We start from the raw sequence: 18,291 nt of genomic DNA on the forward strand, positions 1-18,291 counted from the left end.
ACTTTTACCCGAGCTTTTCATGCCCAAGACATTCCGTACCGAAGCCGAACGCGTTGCCACCCCGAAGCCGACGCCGCTGCCCGGCTACACGCTGCCCAAGACCGGTGGCGGCCAGAAGGTCAGCCTGGAACGTGGCACCGCAACGCGCAGCAAGAAGAACCCCGGCAAGCGCGCCAAGAAGGGCGGCTGATCCAGCACCTCTGGCTCCCCGGGAGCCACGACGAACGCGCCCTCGGGCGCGTTTTGTCGTTGGGCCAGCTATAAACAACGCCGCGATGTCCGACGACAACCAGATCTTCATCCCGCCCTCGTTCTTCGCGGTCTACAGCGATGCGCGCCAGCGTTTGAGCGAGCCGATCGGTGTGGTGCGCGAGCGCTACGAGATCTGCGAAGACTTGGCCAACCACCTCGTAGGCCATGCGCAGATCCAGCATCACACCGAGGTGCCGGTCGAGGCCGAGATCCTGCGGCGCATCCACGCGGGGCTCGCGACGCCGGAATCCGGCGTGTCGCCCGCCGAGGCCGAGTGGATCGTGCAGCGGCTGGCCGAGCTCCTGGGCTGGCAAGGCCCCGAGCCGGCGGCCGCAGGTGACTGAGCCGCGGACGCCATCTGGCGGCCGATGCGCCGGCAAGGCGCCTCGGGCCTGGACACCAGGTCGACTCACCAGGAAGTCCGGGTCATGACCACCAGCCGAACCACCGACGTTCTCCTTACTGCCGCCGCGCCCGCCATCTGGGGCAGCACCTACATCGTCACCACGGAACTCCTGCCACCGAACTACCCGCTGACGGTCGCGCTGCTGCGCGCGTTGCCCGCGGGATTGCTGCTGCTGCTGATCGTCCGTCAACTGCCCGAGCGCGCGTGGTGGGGCCGCATCTTCGTGCTCGGCGCGCTGAACTTCTCGATCCTCTGGGCGATGCTGTTCGTCGCGGCCTACCGGCTGCCGGGCGGCGTTGCGGCGACGATCACTTCGGTGCAACCGCTCTTCGTTGTGTTCCTTGCAAGCGTGCTCCTCGGCTCGCCGATACGCGCGCTGTCGATCGCGGCGGCGGTGGTCGGCATCGGCGGCGTCGCGCTGCTGGTGCTCACGCCGAATGCAGCGCTCGATGCGCTCGGCATTGCCGCGGCGGTGGCAGGCGCGGTGTCGATGGCCTTCGGCACGGTGCTCGCCCGCCGCTGGCAGCCGCCGGTTTCAGCGCTGGTCTTCACCGCATGGCAGCTCACCGCGGGCGGGCTCCTGCTGCTGCCGTTCGCACTGCTGCTGGAGCCGCCGCTGCCCGCGCTTACCGCGCAAAACTGGATCGGCTTCGCATGGCTTGGCCTCGTGGGCGCCGCGCTCACCTACATCGTGTGGTTCCGCGGCGTGGCGCGGCTGGAGCCTTCGGCGGTAGCGCCGCTGGCCTTCCTGAGCCCGGTGACGGCGGTGATCCTGGGCTGGGCGCTGCTGGATCAGCGCCTCTCGGTGCCGCAGATCGCGGGCATCGGCATCGTGATCGCGAGCATCTGGATGAGCCAGCATGCACAGCGCGGCGCGCGGCCGACGGTGCTCGCGAAACCCGCGGCGCGCTAGCCGATCAAGCGACAGCCTGCACCGCTGTCGCCCGCTTCAGCAGGTGCAGGTAGCCAGGCTGCACTTCCATCCGATCGGTGATGCCCCGCCGCAGCAGCAGGCGGTGCGCCTTCGGCAGCGCCCAGCAGGGCAGGTTGGTGAACATGTGGTGTTCGCAGTGGTAGTTGACCCAGTAGGGCGCGATGAAGATGCGCTCGACCAGGTTCGCATGCGTGGTGCGCGCCTGGCGCAGCGGGTCGGCCTCGTTCTGCGCCACCAGCGCGTGCTCGGCGATGTTGCGCACGCGGCTCACGAGCGGCAGCCAGGTCGCCATCGGCAGCAGCCACATCAGCACCCAGGCCCACCAGTAGCCAGCCAATGCGAAGGCCAGCAGACCGAGACCGTTGCCGATGAGAAAGCGCCGGTCCTTCGCGATCTCGCGGCCGAACACCTTCAGCGCCGATTCGCCGGGCGCACGATTGCGGATGCCCTCCGCAATGTGGCCGAAGCGCTGCTTGTAGAAGGTCTGCCCGCTCAGGTCGCGCACGACCTTGCGCCACATCGATTCGCGCGTGATCGGGAAGGGCGCCGACAGCACGAGGTCCGGGTCTTCGGTCTGCTGCACGAAGCGGTGGTGCTGCAGGTGATAGGGCCGGTAGTCGCGCAGCGTCGACGAGCACAGCCAGTGGCCGACCCAGTCGTTGACCTTGCGGCTGCGGTGCAGGCCCGCATGCGCCGCGTCGTGCATGAGGATGAAGAGTCCCAGCTGCCGCGCGCCGACGATGGGCACCATGAGCGGAATGGTCCACGGCCACACGATGCCCGCGAGCATCGCGACGCCGATCACGCCCCAGCAATGCGCCACGAGCCACAGGCCTTTCCATGACGAACGGCGGGTGAGCGACTGCCACTCTTCGGGCGTGAAGAAGTCTTCGGGTTGGGCGCGGGGTGCGACGGCCATCGGGCCAGTATGCGCTGGGGGCCGCGGCAAATCACGCGTAGTTCCCCCGTAGTCCTTCGACCTATTTGTCGATGATCTTGCGAGCGAAAAGCTCCAGGTAATCCATGAGGCGCTCGGCGCCCGCAACCGCCGCGGCCTCGTCACCGGTCGCGATGCCCTGTGCGAGTTCTAGGTGCGCGTTCGCGCCTTCGACGATCTCGCCTTCGTGCTGGTAGGCGTACCAGAAGCGGCGGCATTGCACGATGGGCGGGATCACCGCCTTCACGGCTGAATCGTTGTGGCTCGCCTGATGGTTGACGAGGTCGAGCGCGTGGTCGGCGCGCATGTAGTCGGTCAGGTCGCCGCGGCCCGCGGCCTCGACCATTTCCTCGGCGCAGCGCACGATGTCCTTGCGCTGCAGCGCGGTCGCGCGGCGCGCCGAGCAGCCCGCGATCACACGTTCGAGCACGCGCCGGGTCTGGATCACATCGAGGTGGTCGGCCAGGTCGATGGCCGACACCAGCAAACCGCGGCGCGGCTGCTGCACGATGAGCCCGATCGACACCATGCGCATCAGCGCCTCGCGCACCGGCGTGCGGCCAAGGCCGGTGCGCTCGGCAAGGTCGGCCTCGACGATCTGGCTGCCGGGCCGCAGCTGCATGGTGGACAGCAGCGTCTCGATGGCGTCGTAGGCCACGTCGGCGGCGCGGCGCTTGGGCGGGGGGCGGGGAGTGGTCTTCGGGGGGGCCATGGTTGTCTTCGGATGCGGCCTCATTGTCGGGCGTCGCCTTCGCTGGCCAATCCAGCCAGTGTCGCGATGCGCACCGGCGACAGCGGCGGGCGCGGCGCGGGCGGCGTCCAGCCGAAGAGAAACTGCGCCGCATCGCCGCACACGCGGCCCTGGCAGGCGCCCATGCCACAGCGGCGATGGAGCTTGGCGTCGGTCCAGCCCGAGCAGTCCGCGAGCGCGGAGAAGGGCACGTCTTCGCAGCGGCACACGAGGGTGTCGGGCTGCGGCATCTGTTTGATCTCGGGGGCCAGCGCGAAGCTGCGGTGCAGTTGCGCGGCGAAAACGTCCCAGCGGGCGCGTTCGGCTTCGTGCTGCTTTGCGGCGCGTTCGTTGCCGACGGCTGCGTAGCCGGCGATGGTGCCCTGCGCGAGCGCGCGTTCGCTGCCGCCGAAGCCGGTGCATTCGCCGGCGGCGTAGACATTGGGCAGGCTGGTGAGTTGCCGCGTGTCGACGGCCAGTGCCTGCGCGCCAACGCCTTCGGTCGTGAGGTCGCAGCCGAGCAGGCGGCCGAGCTGCGTGTTGGGCGTGAGGCCGAAGCCGCAGGCCACGCGGTCGCAGGCGATTTCCACTTCGCGCCCGCCTTGAAGCAGCCGGACCGATTCGACCTGCGCGTTGCCTTGGGCGAACACGATGCGCGACGCAGTGCGGTACTGCGGATCGGCCAGCGTCACCGACTGCGCGGCCTTGCCCGGCCAGCGCCAGAGGTTCGCGGCGAAGCCCGCTACCGCCGTGAATGAAGCCTGCTCCGCAATGCGCACAACCTCCGCGCCGACAGCACGCGCAGTGGCGGCAGCGGCGAGCAGCAACGGCCCGCTGCCCGCGATCACGATGCGCTCGCCTTCGACCGGCAGGCCCGCCTTGATGAGCGCCTGCAATCCGCCAGCGCCCGTCACGCCGGGCAGCGTCCAGCCCGGAAAGGGAAGCAGCAGTTCGCGCGCGCCGGTGCAGAGGATCAGTTGCTTCCACTGCATGCGCCAGCCACGCTCGGCGTCTTCGAGCAGCAGTTCGTTCCGCGCAGGCGCGGCGATCACGCGCGTGCCGCTGCAGACGCGGATGTTGGCGTGGCGTTCGAGCGCATCGCGCCACTTGCGCGCGGCCGCGGGCAACGAGGCCCCGGGGCCGTCGCGCCAGATCTGTCCGCCGGGCGCGGGGTTGTCATCGATCACGACGATCGATGCGCCGCTCGGCGCGGCAGCGACTGCCGCCGCCATGCCGGCAGGACCTGCGCCGACGATCAGCACATCGCAGTGTTCGAGCGCGGTCATTCCGAGGTCTCCACGCGCATGCCTTCGCCGCAGACCGTCTGGCAGGCGAGCCGGCGGCGGCCATCGATCAGCACGCGGCATTCCTGGCACACGCCCATGCCGCAGAACGGCGCGCGCGGCTGGCCCGTGACGGAGGTTCGCGCCACGCCCATGCCGCCCGCGATGCGCAATGCGGCGGCGACCGAGCTGCCCGCCTTCACGCGCACGAGGTTGCCGTCGATGTGCAACAAGGTGTGGGCGCTCATGCCATCTCCAGCAAGCCGCGCGGCGCATAGGGCGCCGCATCGAATTCAGGGGCAGCGCCGGTCATCAGCGCCGCGAGCAGGTGCGCGCTGCCCGGCGCGGTGGTCACGCCCAGGCCTTCGTGGCCGACGGCGAGCCAGAGCTTTTCGCGCCACGGATGCTTGCCCAGCAGCGGCAGGCCATCGGGCGACGCGGCGCGCATGCCGGTCCACGAACGGACCGCGTTGAGGTTGGCGAGCCCCGGCAGGTAGTCGAGCGTGCGTTGCAGCATGCGCGCGAGCATCGGCGCTTCCACGGCCGGGTCGGTCGTGTCGAACTGGCGTGAGGAACCAACCAGCAACTGTCCCGTCGGCCGCGGCTGCACGTTGAACGCGACCGAGTCGCCATCGCTGTGGTGCGCGCTGGTCACGTAGCCGAGTTCGACGAGCTGGTGATGCACCGTGCCCGGATAGCGGTCGGTGATCAGCAGGTGGCCCTTCTTCGGGCGGATGGGGAGTTCGGGGCAGAGCGTCGTCGCCTCGATGCCGTTGGCCAGCACGATCTGCGGTGCGGTGCGGCGGGTGCCGTCGGCAAGGCGCAGCGTGCCATCGTCTTCGATGGCATCGACCTTCGCGTGTTCGATACGGATCGCGTCGCCGCCTTGCGCGAGCAGCCAGCGCGCGGCATTCGGCGCGTAGAGGATGCCGTCGCCCGGCACTTCGAGCGCGCCCGCGAGGCCTTTGCGCAGCGCGGGTTCGGCGCGCGCCAGTGCGGCGGCATCGAGCAGGCGGCTGTCGATGCCGTCCGCGCGCAGCCTTTGCTGCTTGCGCTCGGCCTCCGCCATTTCTTCTGCGTTGGCGGCGATCCAGAGGGTGCCGCAGGCGCTGTACGCGCAGTCTTCAGGCATGCGCGGCGCGAGGGCGCGCCATCGCGCTGTCGAATCGCGGCTCAACGCGAGTTCGGCCGGGTTGTCGTCCATCACTAGGAGGTGACCCATGCCGGCGCCGGTGGCACCGCCGATGCGCGCATCGAGCACCAGCACGTTGCGGCCGGCCTGCGCCAGCGCGTGCGCACAGGCGGCGCCGACGATGCCGGCGCCGATGACGATCACATCCGCGTTCATGCCGGCGGCGTCAGAAGGTGTGAATGAATCCGGCGTGCCCGATCAAGGCGCAAAGCACAGCCATAGCTCGGGCTATGGCGAGCATTTGCAACGCCGAGCGGGTGTGCTTGGGCGGGATGAGCGGGCATGGCGGGTTCGTTCACACCTTCTCAGAGCCGGATGCCCCATCCGAAAGGGTCTTCGTCGTCGACCAGCAGCGTGGCCTCGGCACTGATGTGCGCGCGGCCGCGCAGGGTCGGGATGACCTTGTCGCCGTCCATCGTGTAGCTCGCTTCGAAGCGGCTGCCGATCACGCTGGCCTGCGTCCACGTTTCGCCCGGCGCGAGCTTGCCGTCGGCGGCGAGGCAAGCGATCTTGGCGCTGGTGCCGGTGCCGCAGGGCGAGCGGTCGTAGGCGTTGCCGGGGCAGAGCACGAAGTTGCGGCTGTCCGCGCCATCGTCGTCGTTCGCAAAGAGTTCGATGTGATCGATCTCCGCGCCCTCGGCGCCGGTGATGCCTTGCGCTGCGAGCGCCTTGCGCAAGGCGGCTGTGTAGTCGGTCAGCGTGGCGAGGTTGTCGCTCGCCACGAGCTGGCCATGTTCGCTCACCAGGAAGAACCAGTTGCCGCCATACGCCACGTCGCCGCGCACGGTGCCGTGGCCCGGCAACTCGACCGCCACCTGGTGCAGGTGCCGGTATGCCGGCACGTTGCGCACGCTCACCGAGCCGTCGGCGTGCAGCGTGGTCGTGACCGTGCCGACCGGCGTCTCGATGCGGTGCTCGCCCACGCCGATGCGCCCCATGTGCGCGAGGCTCGCGACCAGCCCGATGGTGCCGTGGCCGCACATGCCGAGGTAGCCGGCGTTGTTGAAGAAGATCACGCCCGCCGCGGCGTCGGGCGACACCGGCTCGCACAAGAGCGCGCCGACCACCACGTCGCTGCCGCGCGGCTCGAGCACCGTGGCGGCGCGCCACTTGTCGTGCTGGTCGGCCAGCAGCGCGCGGCGCTCGGCCATGCTGCCGCCACCCAGGTCGGGAAAACCGCCGATCACAAGGCGCGTGGGCTCGCCGCCCGTGTGCGAGTCGACGATCTGGATGCGTTGCATGTTGGGCTGTCCGTTCAGTAGCTGGCGATGGGAACCGGGGCTGCGTTCTTGAAGGTGAACACCGTGATCGGCGCCTGCTTCATGTTGCCCTTGTCGTCGTAGGAATAGGTCGCGGCCACGCCCTTGTAGGTGTCCTTGTAGAGCTGCGCGCCCACCTTGTCGGGGTCGATCGAGTTGGCCTTCTTCATCGATTCGCCGATGAACAGCACCTGGTCGTAGTACGAGGCGGCGTACGCATCGGCATCGGCGTTGAAGCGCTTCTTGAACTTCTCCTTGAAAGCCGGGCCGCTTTGCGCCTTCTCGAGGATCGAGCCGCCCTGCGCGCAGTACACGAGGTCGTTGACCGCATCGCCGCCGAGCTTGCCGGTGGCGGGGCTGCAGACGGTGTCGCCGCCCAGCAGCTTGCCGGGCACGGCGAGCTGCTTCATCTGGCGAGCCATCGGTGCGGCCTGCGGTGCATAGCCGCCGAAGAAGATCGCCTCGGGCGCCTTGGCCTTCATGTTGGTGAGGATGGCGGTGAAGTCCACGGCCTTGTCGGTGGTGAATTCCTTGCCGACCACGGTGAGGCCCTGCTTCTGCGCTTCCTTGGTGAACTCTTCGGCGAGGCCCTGGCCGAAGGCGGTGCGGTCGTCGATGACGCCGACCTTCTTGACCTTCAGCTCCTTGGCTGCGTACACGGCCATGCTGGAGCCGATCTGGTTGTCGCTCGCGATGATGCGATAGAGGTTCTTGTAGCCGCCTTGCGTCACCTTCGGGTTGGTGCCCACGGTCGAGACCATGGTGCCGCCGTCGCTGTAGATGCGCGAAGCCGGAATCGCCACGCCCGAGCAGTACGGGCCCATGACGAACTTGACGCCGTCGTCCACGAACTTCTGCGCCACGCTCACGCCGGTCTTGGCGTCGCACTGGTCGTCTTCGGAGACCAGCTCGAACTTCAGCGTCTTGCCGCCGACGCTGAGCTTCTTGGCGTTGAGCTCCTCGATGGCCAGGCGCACGCCGTTTTCATTGTCCTTGCCCGCGAACGCGTTGGGACCCGAGAGGGGACCGCTGTGGCCGATCTTCACGACCTGCTCCTGCGCGCTGGCCTGGCCTGCGACGGCGAGTGCCACCAGGCCGATGCCGCCGATGAATGGAACCATGCTTGCTTTTGTCTTCATGCTTCTTCCTAGGTTGGGACAATGAAAAGGGCGGTTATTACACAACCGACTGATACTGCGCCGGCCGCGTCGCGAGCGCCTTCTTCACGATGTTCTCGATGAAGGCGCGTTCCTCGCCGATGAGCGGCAGACGCGGACGCCGCATGTGCTCCGTGCCCACGCCGACCAGCACGTCGATGAGCTTCAGGTTCTGCACGAGCTTGGTCGATACATCCAGGTGCAGCATCGGCGTCATCCACTGGTAGAGCTTGAGCGCTTCGGCGAACTTGCCGGCCTTCATCAGGTCGTAGAGCGCCACGGTCTCGCGCGGGAACGCGCAGCCCACGCCCGCGAGCAGGCCGTCGCAGCCGAGCGCCAGGCCTTCATAGGCGAGATCGTCCACACCGAGGAAGAGTTGGTAGCGGTCGCCCACCGTGTTGCGCAGGTCCGTGATGCGGCGGATGTTGTCGGTGCTCTCCTTGATGGCGGCGATCCATTCGCAATCGGCCAGCTCGACCATGTGCTCGGGCTTCAAGTCCACGCGGTAGGCCACCGGATTGTTGTAGACCATGATGGGTTTCTGCGCCGCGTTCGCGATGGTGCGCACGTTGAGCATCGCCTCGCGCGCGTCGGCCACGTAGATCACCGAGGGCATCACCATGAAGCCGGCCACGCCGAGCTTGTTGGCGCCGTCCACGTAGCGCAGGGCTTCGCGGGTGCTGGTCTCAGACACGTTGGCCAGCACCGGGATGCGGCCGTCGGCGGCTTCGAGCGCGATCTTGGCGACCTGCAGCTTTTCTTCGAGCGTCAGCGTGCTGGCTTCGCCGAGCGAACCGCAGGTGACGAGGCCGTGAATGCCGTTGCGGATCTGGAAGTCGATGTGGCGCGCGGTGCCCTCGGCATCGATGCTTTCGTCGGCGTGGAACTTGGTGGTGATGGCGGGAAAGATGCCTTGCCAGCGGGGATTGCTCACGGGTCGCTCCTTGGGTGTGCGGTGGAAATCAGGCGCACTTTAAATATATTAAGAACATATCGTCAAGATATTTTTCTGCGCCCAGCCGTCGGCCAACGTCGCGGCACCCGCGCCCTTTCCGGCCTGATTTATCCGACGCGCGGCGTGCCGACAGCGCCCGCAAGGAAGCGCGCAGCCTCGCTTCGCATTCCCCGCGAAATGGCTTCCCAGGTCGATGCGGGGAAATCGGCCGGCAGCAATGCCTCGACTTCGCCCAGCGCTTCCTCCAGCGACGCCACCATGTCCAGCATGGCGTTCCACACGTCGATGCCGCCGTTCTTCATCGCCAGCTGATGCCAATGGCGCGCCTGGATGGTGTGAAAAAGGTAGTGCTTGCTTTTGGAGCGAACCGCCATGGCCAGACCCGCCTTGCGCGGCTGGAACTGGTGGGATCCGTTGCCGAAGTAGGGCCACATCGAAATGATGTCGTAGAGCGGCGTCATGTCGTAGACGTCGCCCTGGTACAGGCGGACCGAGAAGTTCTTGGCGTGGCCGTCCGTCGCGGCGAGAAGAAAGAAGGCCAGCTGGGTCAGCAGGAATCGGGTGCGGTCGTCGGTGCTCCGGCTTCCTTGCAAAAGCTGCAGGCAATTGGGCATGCCAGGGCCTTCATCGTGCTCGTACTTCCGCGTCGACGGCAGCCCCATGGCCTGGCAGAAATCTTCTTGCGGCAGGCGTGCGATCCATGTGCCGCCGTCCATCCACTCGCGATCGAAACGCTCCACCACCAGGGCCGTCTGGCCCTCGAAGGTCGCCATGGATGTCGGCGCCACCAGCAGGCCGAGCGCCTCGACGATCTGTGCGCAAACCCATTCGTTCTGCACCGAGTCGGATGCGTCCACGCGCCGGGAGCCGCCGATGAGCCCGAGCGGCAATTTGATGATGTGGGTGGTGGGCGTGGCGCCGTGCGGGCGGCACCACGCGCCGTTCCAGCGGGTCAGGGCGGTCTTTTCCTGCGCACCGGCAAGCGAGATGCGAAACAGGTCTTCGTCGCGCATGCTTTCGGGGGTGGCGTCGGACGGAACGGCCCGCAGCAGCTCGGCGATTTCCTTGTCGCCGATGGGCTCGCAGTTCATCGCGTTCCAGCCTTCGGGCTCCGCGCCTTCAGGCAGCAATTGCACGGCGCCGACGCAGTCACGCCCGATGGCTTCGAGCAGGTCGAAGGTGTTGATGCCCTTGAGCCTGAAACGGTGGCCCAGGCGCACCCGGATCGCGATGTTGTCGGGCAGCAGGTTGTCGAAGTAGTTCCTGACAACGTCGCCCCGGACTTCGAGCGTGCTGTTGATCGGGATCGACAGCGACAACGAACGCCGTCGCGGCGAATCCAGCCATCCGGGGTGATACCTGAACGCGTGGGAATCGCGATCGACTGACCAGGTGCCGACCAGCTCCCCGTTCATCCACGCATTCAGCGCCTGCATCACCAGGAGTCCGTCTTAGGCCGGATGACGAAGCTGCGGCGCGATGTCGGCTTGACGTCCTTCCCCGGGTTCAGGGCTTGAAGTTGCCGGAGCAATGCACCCGGCGCGGTCGATCCGACCTGGGCTGCCCCGTCCTCGTCGGACGATTGAGCTGCCGCGGCGTCAGGCTCTTGCGCGGACAGCGTCACCAGCACGGACCCGCCGTTCATCTTTCGGGTCGTCCACCCCTCGGGGACCTTCACGTCCGTGTCCTGGGACGACGCGTATTCCGGGCCCTCTTCCATGGCGTACACGGGGCCGCTCGAAGGCGGCGCATCGTCCCGCAGGTAGAAGGACGCCCCCAGCGCCGACAGAAGCTTCGCCAGGTGCTCGAGACCGACGGCACCGGGATTCGCCTCGATCTCCGCGATCCGGGCCTGGCTGACGCCGACGAGCGCGCCCGCTTGCGCCTGCGTCAGGCCACGTTTTTTTCGCAGCGCCTTCAGGTGGGGCCGCAGTTGATCGACGAAGCGAAGGGGATAGTCCATCTTGCAAGCAAGATATCGGCCCTGGCTTATTTTGTCAACATACAAGCTTTGACTTATTTTTGCTGATTACAAGCTTTGGCTTGTAAGAGCCAAAAACAAGCTTAGGCTTGTAATTCACAGCTAGTCGATCTTTGCGCCCGACGCCTTCACCACCGCGCCCATCGCATCCCAGTCAGACCGCAGCAGCTTCTGGAACTCTTCCGCACTCTGGCTGCGCGGCTCCACGCCCAGGCGCTTGAAGCGCTCCTGGATCGCCGGATCGGCCAGCACCTTGTTGGCCGCGGCGTTGATGCGCTCGACCTCCGCCTTGGGGGTGCCGGCCGGCGCCAGCAGCCCGATCCACGAGTCGAAGGCGTAGCCCGGCAGGCCGCTCTCGGCCACGGTCGGCAGCTTCGGCAGGAAGGGGCTGCGCGACTGGCCGGTGGAGGCGAGCAGCTTCATGCGCGCGTCGTCCTGAAAGCCCATCACCCCGATGCTCGAGGAGATGACCGCCTGCACCCGCCCCGCGAGCACTTCGTTGACGGCTTCGCCGGTCGATTTGGTCGGGATGTGCGTCATCTGCAAGCCCGCCTTCGCGAGGAACGACGCCATCGCCAGATGCGTCGCGCTGCCGTTGCCCGCCGAGGCGTAGTTGTACTTGCCCGGGTTGGCCTTGACCTCCTTGATGAAGTCGGCCGTATTCGACACGTTCATCCCGCTCGCCACCGCCAGCACATAGCCCGCGTTGCCCACATTCGCCACGCCGACGAAATCCTTCAACGGGTCATAGGACAGCTTGCTGTACAGAAAGGCCGCGATGTTGTGGCTCGCAGCCGCGAGCACCAGCGTGCTGCCATCGGCCGGCGCCTTGGCCGCGACCGCCGCGCCCACGGTGCCGCCCGCGCCGGCGCGGTTCTCGACGATGGCGCTCGCATTGAGCGCCGCACCCAGCTCGTTGTTGAAGGCGCGCGCCACCGTGTCCTGCACGGCGCCGGTGCCGAAGGGCACGATGATGTGGATCACGCGCTGCTGTGCGTGGGCACCAAGGCCGAAGCTGCAGAGGGCCACGGCGGCTGCAACCGCAGCCATCGAACGTCGGGTGAACAAGGTGGAAGTCATCGTTGTGGCCGCTTTCATCATCGTCAACAGGAAAGAAAAATTCAGGTGCCCGACGGCAGCCAGCGCTGCACCAGCTTCACGAAGTAGCTGGCACCGATCGGAATGATCTCGTCGTTGAAATCGAACGAGGTGTTGTGAATGATGCAAGGGCCGGGCCCGTGGCCATCGAGCCGGTGGTCGCCGTCGCCATTGCCGAGAAACGCATAGCAGCCGGGCCGCGCGAGCAGCATGTGCGCGAAGTCTTCCGCGCCCATCACGGCGGGGAAGTTGTCGGTGACCATGTCGTCGCCCACCACCTCGCGCATCACGCCCGCGGCAAAACGCGCTTCGGCCGGATGGTTCACCGTCGGCGGCGAGGAGCGATTGAAATACACCTCGGCCGTGCAGCCATGCGCCGCCGCCACGCCGGCCGCCACTTCGCGCAGCCGCGCCTCGATCTTGTCGATGGCCTCGATGGAGAAGGTGCGGATCGTGCCGCCGACCGTCGCCACATCGGGAATCACATTCGGCGCATCCGAGCCCTGCAGTTGCGTGACCGCGAGCAGTGCGCGCTCGGTGCTGGGAATGGTGCGCGCCACGATGGTCTGCAGTTGCTGCGCGAGCGTGACCACCGCGGCCACCGGGTCGATGCCCGTGTGCGGCATCGAGGCGTGCGTGCCGCGCCCGCGCACGGTGATCTTGTAGGTGTTGCTCGACGCCATCAACGCGCCTTCGTTGAGCGCGAAGCGGCCCACGTCGCCGACCGGAAAGTTGTGCAGCCCGAAGACCGCATCGCACGGAAAGCGCTCGAAGAGCCCCTCGTCGATCATCTTCTTGGCGCCGGCCTTGCCCATCTCCTCGGCGGGCTGGAAGATGAAATGCACGGTGCCGTCGAAATCATCCGGCCCTTGCTGCGACAGATGCCAGGCGGCAGCCAGCAGCATCGTCGTGTGGCCGTCGTGGCCGCAGGCGTGCATGCGGCCGGGGTTGGTCGATTTGTGGGCGAAGTCGTTGGCTTCGTGCAGCGGCAGCGCGTCCATGTCGGCGCGCAGGCCGATGGTGCGCGAGCCCGTGCCCTTGCGCAGCACGCCGACGAGGCCCGTGCCCGCGATGCCGCGGTGCACCTCGATGCCCCATTCCGTGAGCAGGTTCGCGACCTTCTCGGAAGTGCGGTGTTCCTCGAAACCCAGTTCGGGATGCGCGTGGATGTCGCGTCGGATGTCTACGAAGCGGGCGGCGTTGCTGGCGAAAGCGTCGACGATGTTCATGGCGGGTGGAGCTGCGGGAGTCGTTCGAAGCGAACGATTCTGGCGCAGCCGCCCACCGGGCGCACGCTGGTTTGCTCTGGGTCTGCGGTGCCCGGATCAGCCCAGCCGGCCTTCCTGCCGCAGCGTCGCGCCGATGCGGCGGATCTCCGCCTCGCCCTGGTCCAGCGTCGCGCGGCTCGTGTGCACCGAGTAGTGGCCCATCACGAGTTCGTGTGGATGCTTCACCGCCGAGCCGAGCACGAACGACGTGTCGCCGCGCGCCACGAAATCGATGGCCTCACCGGACTCCTCGAACACCGCGAGTTCGCCGGTGTCGACGGGCCCACCCGCATCGAGCCGCCCCGCGTTCACCGCGACCCAGCCGATCGTGTGGCCAGCCGGCGGCGTGTAGCGCCAGCGTTCGCCGTCCTTCAATTCCACCGCCAGATAGTTCATCGGCGCCGGTGCGGGAATGGCGCTCTGCGCCGCGCCGTAGCGACCGAGCAGCACGCGCGCCGGACCCTCCTGCGGCACCTGCGAAGGCGCGAGATAGATGCTTTGCGCCGGCGCGTTTTCTTCCGACGCCGGCAGCGCCACCCAGAGCTGGAAGCCGCGCACGCGCTTCACGCCCGGCGCGGGCGCGCCCGTGTGCCACACGCCGTTGCCCGCGCGCATCCACTCGACGCCGCCGCCGCGCAGCACGCCCTGTTCGCCGGTCGTGTCTTCGTACAGCGTGTCGCCTTCGATCAGCCAGGTCAGCGTGGCAATGCCCGAGTGCGGGTGCATGCCGAAGCCCTTGTGGCCGCCGCCGACATCGAAGCCGAACAGGTCCAGGAACACGAAGGGTTTCAGGAATTCGCCCAGGTCGCCCGGGCTCATGAGCCGCGTGATCGGCCCGTGTTGCGCGCCGCGCGTGCGGTAGACGATGGCGCGGGCTTCGGTGGCAACAACAGCGGCGGTCATGCTGCCTCCCTCGCTGTCTTCAGCGCACGGGTCCACCACGCGAGGTCGTCCAGCATGCCGGTGGCGGCCTGCGCGAGGTGCGGGAAGTCGTCGAAGCTCTTGCCCTGCTGCCAGATGCCGAGGAACTCGACCATGCCGATGTGCACGGCATTGCGCACCGGCGCCATCTGCATCTCGACCGCGACCAGCCGCAGCTGCTCCACCGCGCGCGCCGCGCCCACGCCGCCGTAGCCGACGAAGCCGATCGGCTTGCGGATGAATTCCTTGTAGGCCCAGTCGATCGCGTTCTTCAGCACCGCGCTCGGGCCGTGGTTGTATTCGGGCGTGACGACGATGAGCCCGTCGAAGGTGGCGAGCTTGGCCTGCCAGCGCTGCGCGGCCTCGTTCTTCACCGGGCCCCAGGCGGGCGCGCCGGCTTCGTTGAAGAAGGGCAGCGGGTGGTCGCGCAGGTCGACCAACTCGAAGGCGAGGTCGGTGCGCTGTTTCGCGATGTCGTGGATCCACTGCGCGGGCTTCTCGCCGAAGCGGCCTTCGCGGGTCGAGCCGAGCACGATGCCGATCAGAGGTTTTTGCTGTGGGGTCATGGGGTACTCCTGAATGGGTGGGAAGGCGGCTGCAAGGCCATGACCTCAAGGTTAGGGTCGCCCCCATTGATCGACTAGACGGTAGAGTCGGATTGCACTCGTCCATCAATCGAAGGAATCAGCCACATGCTCGACCTCAACCACATCGCCATGTTTGTGCAGGTGGTGCGCCACGGCAGCTTTGCCGAAGCCGGCCGCCGGCTCGGCCTGCCGCCCAACACGGTGAGCCGGCGCATCCAGGAGCTCGAGGCGCAACTGGGCACTCGGCTGATGCAACGCTCGACCCGCAAGCTCACGCTCACGAGCGCCGGGCAGGCGTTTCACGAACGCTGCGCAGGGTCGGTCGATGGGCTCGTCGAAGCCGGGCAGGCGCTGATCACCGGCAGCCAAGAGCCCAGCGGGCTCGTGCGCGTGGCGGCGACGGCGGATTTCTTCGACTTCTTCCCGATGGAGTGGGTGGCGGAGTTCCTGGCGGCGAATCCGCTGGTGCGCGTCGATTTCGTGCTGAGCGACGCGAAGGCCGACCTGATCGCCGATCAGATCGACGTGGCGTTCCGCGGCGGCGAGCTGCCGGATACAGGCTATGTCGGCCGCAAGTTGTTGGGGCCACGCACGGACGGCTTGGTGGCGAGCCCCGCGTACATCGCCGCGCGCGGCGCGCCTGCGACGCTGCGGGATCTGACGGATCACGACTGCGTGACGGCGGCGCATCCGAGCGGGCGTGCGACGTGGCGGATGACGGGGCCGGACGGGGTGGAGGAGGAAGTGCAGGTCAGCGGGCGCTTCAGCGGGAATACGGCGCAGGCGCTGAGGAGGGCGGCGGTGGCCGGGCTTGGCATTGCGCTGTTGCCGCCGTCGATGGGACGGCTGGATGTGGAGGCCGGGCGGCTGGTGCCGGTGCTGCCGCAGTACCAGCGCACGGGGCAGGGGTTGAGCGTGCTGTATCCGAGTCGGAAGCATCTGCCGTTGGCGGTTTCGGCGTTTATCGGGATGGTGATGGAGAGGCTCAGTACCGAAGAGACGCTTCCGGCAGCGTTCAAGTCGTGGAAGACCTAGCTCCAACGGCGAATCGATTTCCACAGAAAATGCCCCGATGAAAATCGAAAAAGACACCGTCGTCACCCTCAAGTACAAAGTCTCCGACGCCCAGGGCAAGCTCATCGAGGCCAGCCCCGAGCCGATGGCCTACCTGCATGGCGGCTACGAGAACACCCTGCCCAAGATCGAGGAAGCGCTCGACGGCAAGGAAAAGGGTTATCAGACCGTTCTGAATCTCTCCCCCGAAGACGCCTTCGGCCAGCGCGACGAGGCGCTGGTGCGCACCATCCCCAAGACCGAATTTCCGCCGGGCGTGAAGGTGGGCGGGCAGCTTCAGGGCCGGCTCGACGACGGCACCGAGCACGTCTTCACCGTGACCAAGATCAAGGGCCCGGTCGTGCTGCTCGACGGCAACCATCCGTGGGCCGGCAAGGCGCTGAAGTTCAGCCTCCAGGTGACGGACGTGCGTGCGGCGCTGCCGGTGGAGATCGAGCACCGGCATGTGCACGGTGCGCACGGGCACCATCACTGAGATCGAAAGTCAGCGGGCGCCCGCCGCCTTCTTCCAAAACCGCGGCGCCTCTTCAATCCCGCCCAGCGCCTTGCGGCATGCCTTCGCATGGACCGCATGCCTCGCACTGAACCATCCCACCGCAAACCACGCGCGCCCATCGCGCGCCGTGGCTTCGCGATAGAGCGCGAGCGCGACGGCTTCGTCGTTGAATTCGCCCAGCGCGTCCTGCGCGGGGCGCAGGTGCTTCAGGTAGTGCTCGGCGGCTGATGACGACGTCGACTTTCCTTCCGCATCGAAAAGCGGCGCGACGAACTCGGCGAGGTAGCGCAGGCGCTTGAGCCGCTTGCGCACGCGGTGCTGGCTTTCGGTGTCGAGCGACTCGAAGCGCTTGCCGTCGCGCACCGCCTGTTTGTGCAGGTGCTGGAGGCGCTTGCGCAGGAGGCGGCGGGCGTCGTTCAAGCTCATCGAGGTCGGCGTCGGAGGAGTTGCGGCGTCTTCGGCCTTCGGCGCAATTTCTACTGGCGGCGCTGCCGCGGTGAACCCGATCAGCGAAACCAGCACCGATTGAAACGCCGGCGCACGCACGACATCGCCGGACGACCGCACATCGGCGGCCGCATCGTCACCGCCACCCGCCAGCGGATCGAACTCCGGCGCGCCCGCTTCGCGCAGTTGCGGCTGCGCCAGCTTCACCACCTGTTCGCGGTCGCGCAGATCGCCGAGCGCACGGAAGGCCTCGACCAGCGGCGGCTCCCATCCGGCCGCATCGAAAAGACCGCTGCCCGCATCGAGCCCCGCCAGTTCGCGCAGCGCGGTGCGCAGGCGCCGGATGCCGATGCGCAGCTGGTGGATCTGCTCTTCATCGGTGCTGCCCGCCGCGATCTCGCTCGCGTTGGGCAGCATCTGCGCGAGGCACGACGCGACGATGGCTTGCTGGATCGCGCGGCCGTCGAGCGTGTCCTTGCCTTCGGGAAAGCGCGGCGTCTCGGCCTTCACGGCCGGCACGACCTCGACCTTCGCCAGCAGCCGCGCGCCGCGCTCGGCCTTGGACACGGTGCTGAACCACAGCCCGTGCTGCTGCGACCACCGGCGCGCGAGCGCAACGAGCCCCTGCACGTCGCCGCGCTTGAGTTCGAGCTCCAGCTCGCACACGGGCGATTCGCACTGCTCGGGCGTGCCCGCGTAAGCCACGACCTTGCCGACATCGAGCGCCATCTCCACGACCGCGCCGCCGGGCCCGGTGACGCGCACGTCGCGCGTGAGCCGCACGATGTCGGTGGACTGCCGCTCGACCAGCGGCGCAGCACCGCTCGCGGCCAGCACCTTGGCGAGGCGGTCGCCCACGGGCGTGCCCTGGTGGCGCTGCGGGTCGATGGCCGGCAACGCACCGCTTGTGGCGGCGGTGCCGAGGTCGACGTTGTGCTCCAGCCGGTGCAGCGCGTTGTCGCCCGTCGCCTTGACGGTCTGCACCCAGCGCCGCCCCTCCTTGCGCAGCCGCAGCACGATGCCCTCGGCGGCGAGCGCCTGGTCAGCGGTGTCGAAATAGCGCGCCTGCAGGCGGGTGCGCACGACGGTGCCGCGCCGCAGCGCGGTCTCTACGGCCTTGAGCCGGTCGGGCGGGATCTGAAACTTGAACTCGATTTCCATGGCGGCCATGATGCCCCGCCTCCTTCGTCCCAAACGCAATCCCCCGGGGGCCGGATCGGACAAAAACAAAGATCCGAAAAATCATGTGGACACCGTCCATTTTCTTTGATATCTTTTGTGGACGGCGTACACAACACCGGCAAACCTCCAGAT

20 protein-coding genes are annotated in these 18,291 nt (G+C 67.6%); 5 read left to right on the forward strand and 15 right to left on the reverse strand.

What is annotated here, in order from left to right:
• Nucleotides 1-19 precede the first annotated feature (19 nt).
• The 3 genes from VARPA_RS31500 to VARPA_RS29645 all read left to right on the forward strand — a co-directional run bounded on the left by VARPA_RS31500 (nt 20) and on the right by VARPA_RS29645 (nt 1,571).
• A complete protein-coding gene (locus VARPA_RS31500) occupies nt 20-190 on the forward strand; it encodes a hypothetical protein (protein WP_013544285.1) in 171 nt (56 codons plus the stop codon).
• 85 nt (nt 191-275) lie between these two features.
• The gene (locus VARPA_RS29640) at nt 276-596 is read left to right on the forward strand and encodes a hypothetical protein (protein ID WP_013544286.1); all 321 of its coding nucleotides are present in this window, start codon (nt 276-278) and stop codon (nt 594-596) included.
• A gap of 84 nt (nt 597-680) precedes the next feature.
• Nucleotides 681-1,571, forward strand: a complete 891-nt coding sequence (locus VARPA_RS29645; RefSeq protein WP_013544287.1) for an EamA family transporter — start codon at nt 681-683, stop codon at nt 1,569-1,571.
• 4 nt (nt 1,572-1,575) lie between these two features.
• On the opposite strand, the gene VARPA_RS29650 is transcribed toward VARPA_RS29645, so the two are convergent.
• From VARPA_RS29650 to VARPA_RS29715, 14 genes are all read right to left on the reverse strand, one after another.
• Nucleotides 1,576-2,511: a fatty acid desaturase family protein gene (locus VARPA_RS29650; protein WP_013544288.1), complete on the reverse strand. Its 936-nt coding sequence runs from the start codon at nt 2,509-2,511 to the stop codon at nt 1,576-1,578.
• A 61-nt stretch (nt 2,512-2,572) separates the two neighbouring features.
• On the reverse strand, nt 2,573-3,241 hold the full coding sequence (locus VARPA_RS29655; protein WP_041943100.1) for a GntR family transcriptional regulator: 669 nt from the start codon (nt 3,239-3,241) through the stop codon (nt 2,573-2,575).
• Nucleotides 3,242-3,261: 20 nt separating this feature from the next.
• Nucleotides 3,262-4,545 (reverse strand): NAD(P)/FAD-dependent oxidoreductase, encoded by a 1,284-nt coding sequence (locus tag VARPA_RS29660; RefSeq protein ID WP_013544290.1) that lies wholly within the window; start codon nt 4,543-4,545, stop codon nt 3,262-3,264.
• The gene (locus tag VARPA_RS29665; protein ID WP_013544291.1) at nt 4,542-4,790 is read right to left on the reverse strand and encodes a (2Fe-2S)-binding protein; all 249 of its coding nucleotides are present in this window, start codon (nt 4,788-4,790) and stop codon (nt 4,542-4,544) included. The genes VARPA_RS29660 and VARPA_RS29665 overlap by 4 nt, the downstream gene beginning before the upstream one ends.
• Entirely contained in the window at nt 4,787-5,890 is a 1,104-nt protein-coding gene (locus tag VARPA_RS29670) for an NAD(P)/FAD-dependent oxidoreductase (RefSeq protein ID WP_013544292.1), read from the reverse strand. The genes VARPA_RS29665 and VARPA_RS29670 overlap by 4 nt, the downstream gene beginning before the upstream one ends.
• A gap of 149 nt (nt 5,891-6,039) precedes the next feature.
• Nucleotides 6,040-6,975: a 4-hydroxyproline epimerase gene (locus VARPA_RS29675; protein WP_013544293.1), complete on the reverse strand. Its 936-nt coding sequence runs from the start codon at nt 6,973-6,975 to the stop codon at nt 6,040-6,042.
• Between the two features lie 14 nt (nt 6,976-6,989).
• Nucleotides 6,990-8,132, reverse strand: a complete 1,143-nt coding sequence (locus VARPA_RS29680; protein WP_013544294.1) for a branched-chain amino acid ABC transporter substrate-binding protein — start codon at nt 8,130-8,132, stop codon at nt 6,990-6,992.
• 37 nt (nt 8,133-8,169) lie between these two features.
• Complete coding sequence (locus VARPA_RS29685) at nt 8,170-9,084, reverse strand: dihydrodipicolinate synthase family protein (protein ID WP_013544295.1); 915 nt, start codon at nt 9,082-9,084, stop codon at nt 8,170-8,172.
• Between the two features lie 128 nt (nt 9,085-9,212).
• Entirely contained in the window at nt 9,213-10,541 is a 1,329-nt protein-coding gene (locus VARPA_RS29690) for a type II toxin-antitoxin system HipA family toxin (RefSeq protein ID WP_013544296.1), read from the reverse strand.
• A complete protein-coding gene (locus VARPA_RS29695) occupies nt 10,541-11,068 on the reverse strand; it encodes a helix-turn-helix domain-containing protein (RefSeq protein ID WP_013544297.1) in 528 nt (175 codons plus the stop codon). The genes VARPA_RS29690 and VARPA_RS29695 overlap by 1 nt, the downstream gene beginning before the upstream one ends.
• A gap of 120 nt (nt 11,069-11,188) precedes the next feature.
• A complete protein-coding gene (locus VARPA_RS29700; RefSeq protein ID WP_041943104.1) occupies nt 11,189-12,166 on the reverse strand; it encodes a tripartite tricarboxylate transporter substrate-binding protein in 978 nt (325 codons plus the stop codon).
• A 41-nt stretch (nt 12,167-12,207) separates the two neighbouring features.
• A complete protein-coding gene (locus VARPA_RS29705) occupies nt 12,208-13,413 on the reverse strand; it encodes a M20 aminoacylase family protein (protein WP_013544299.1) in 1,206 nt (401 codons plus the stop codon).
• A 96-nt stretch (nt 13,414-13,509) separates the two neighbouring features.
• A complete protein-coding gene (locus tag VARPA_RS29710; RefSeq protein ID WP_013544300.1) occupies nt 13,510-14,355 on the reverse strand; it encodes a pirin family protein in 846 nt (281 codons plus the stop codon).
• Nucleotides 14,352-14,939 carry an NADPH-dependent FMN reductase gene (locus tag VARPA_RS29715; protein ID WP_013544301.1) on the reverse strand — a complete coding sequence of 196 codons (588 nt, stop codon included), beginning with the start codon at nt 14,937-14,939 and terminating at the stop codon, nt 14,352-14,354. Before VARPA_RS29715 ends, VARPA_RS29710 begins: the two co-directional genes overlap by 4 nt.
• A gap of 126 nt (nt 14,940-15,065) precedes the next feature.
• On the opposite strand from VARPA_RS29715, the gene VARPA_RS29720 reads away from it, so the two are divergent.
• Together VARPA_RS29720 and VARPA_RS29725 are read left to right on the forward strand one after the other, a co-directional pair.
• On the forward strand, nt 15,066-15,995 hold the full coding sequence (locus VARPA_RS29720) for a LysR family transcriptional regulator (RefSeq protein WP_013544302.1): 930 nt from the start codon (nt 15,066-15,068) through the stop codon (nt 15,993-15,995).
• Between the two features lie 37 nt (nt 15,996-16,032).
• Nucleotides 16,033-16,509 carry an FKBP-type peptidyl-prolyl cis-trans isomerase gene (locus tag VARPA_RS29725; RefSeq protein ID WP_013544303.1) on the forward strand — a complete coding sequence of 159 codons (477 nt, stop codon included), beginning with the start codon at nt 16,033-16,035 and terminating at the stop codon, nt 16,507-16,509.
• 9 nt (nt 16,510-16,518) lie between these two features.
• Here VARPA_RS29725 and VARPA_RS29730 read toward each other — a convergent pair whose 3' ends face one another.
• Nucleotides 16,519-18,147, reverse strand: a complete 1,629-nt coding sequence (locus tag VARPA_RS29730; protein ID WP_013544304.1) for a CYTH and CHAD domain-containing protein — start codon at nt 18,145-18,147, stop codon at nt 16,519-16,521.
• Nucleotides 18,148-18,291 lie beyond the last annotated feature (144 nt).

Source organism: Variovorax paradoxus EPS, assembly GCF_000184745.1.
GTDB lineage: Bacteria > Pseudomonadota > Gammaproteobacteria > Burkholderiales > Burkholderiaceae_C > Variovorax > Variovorax paradoxus_C.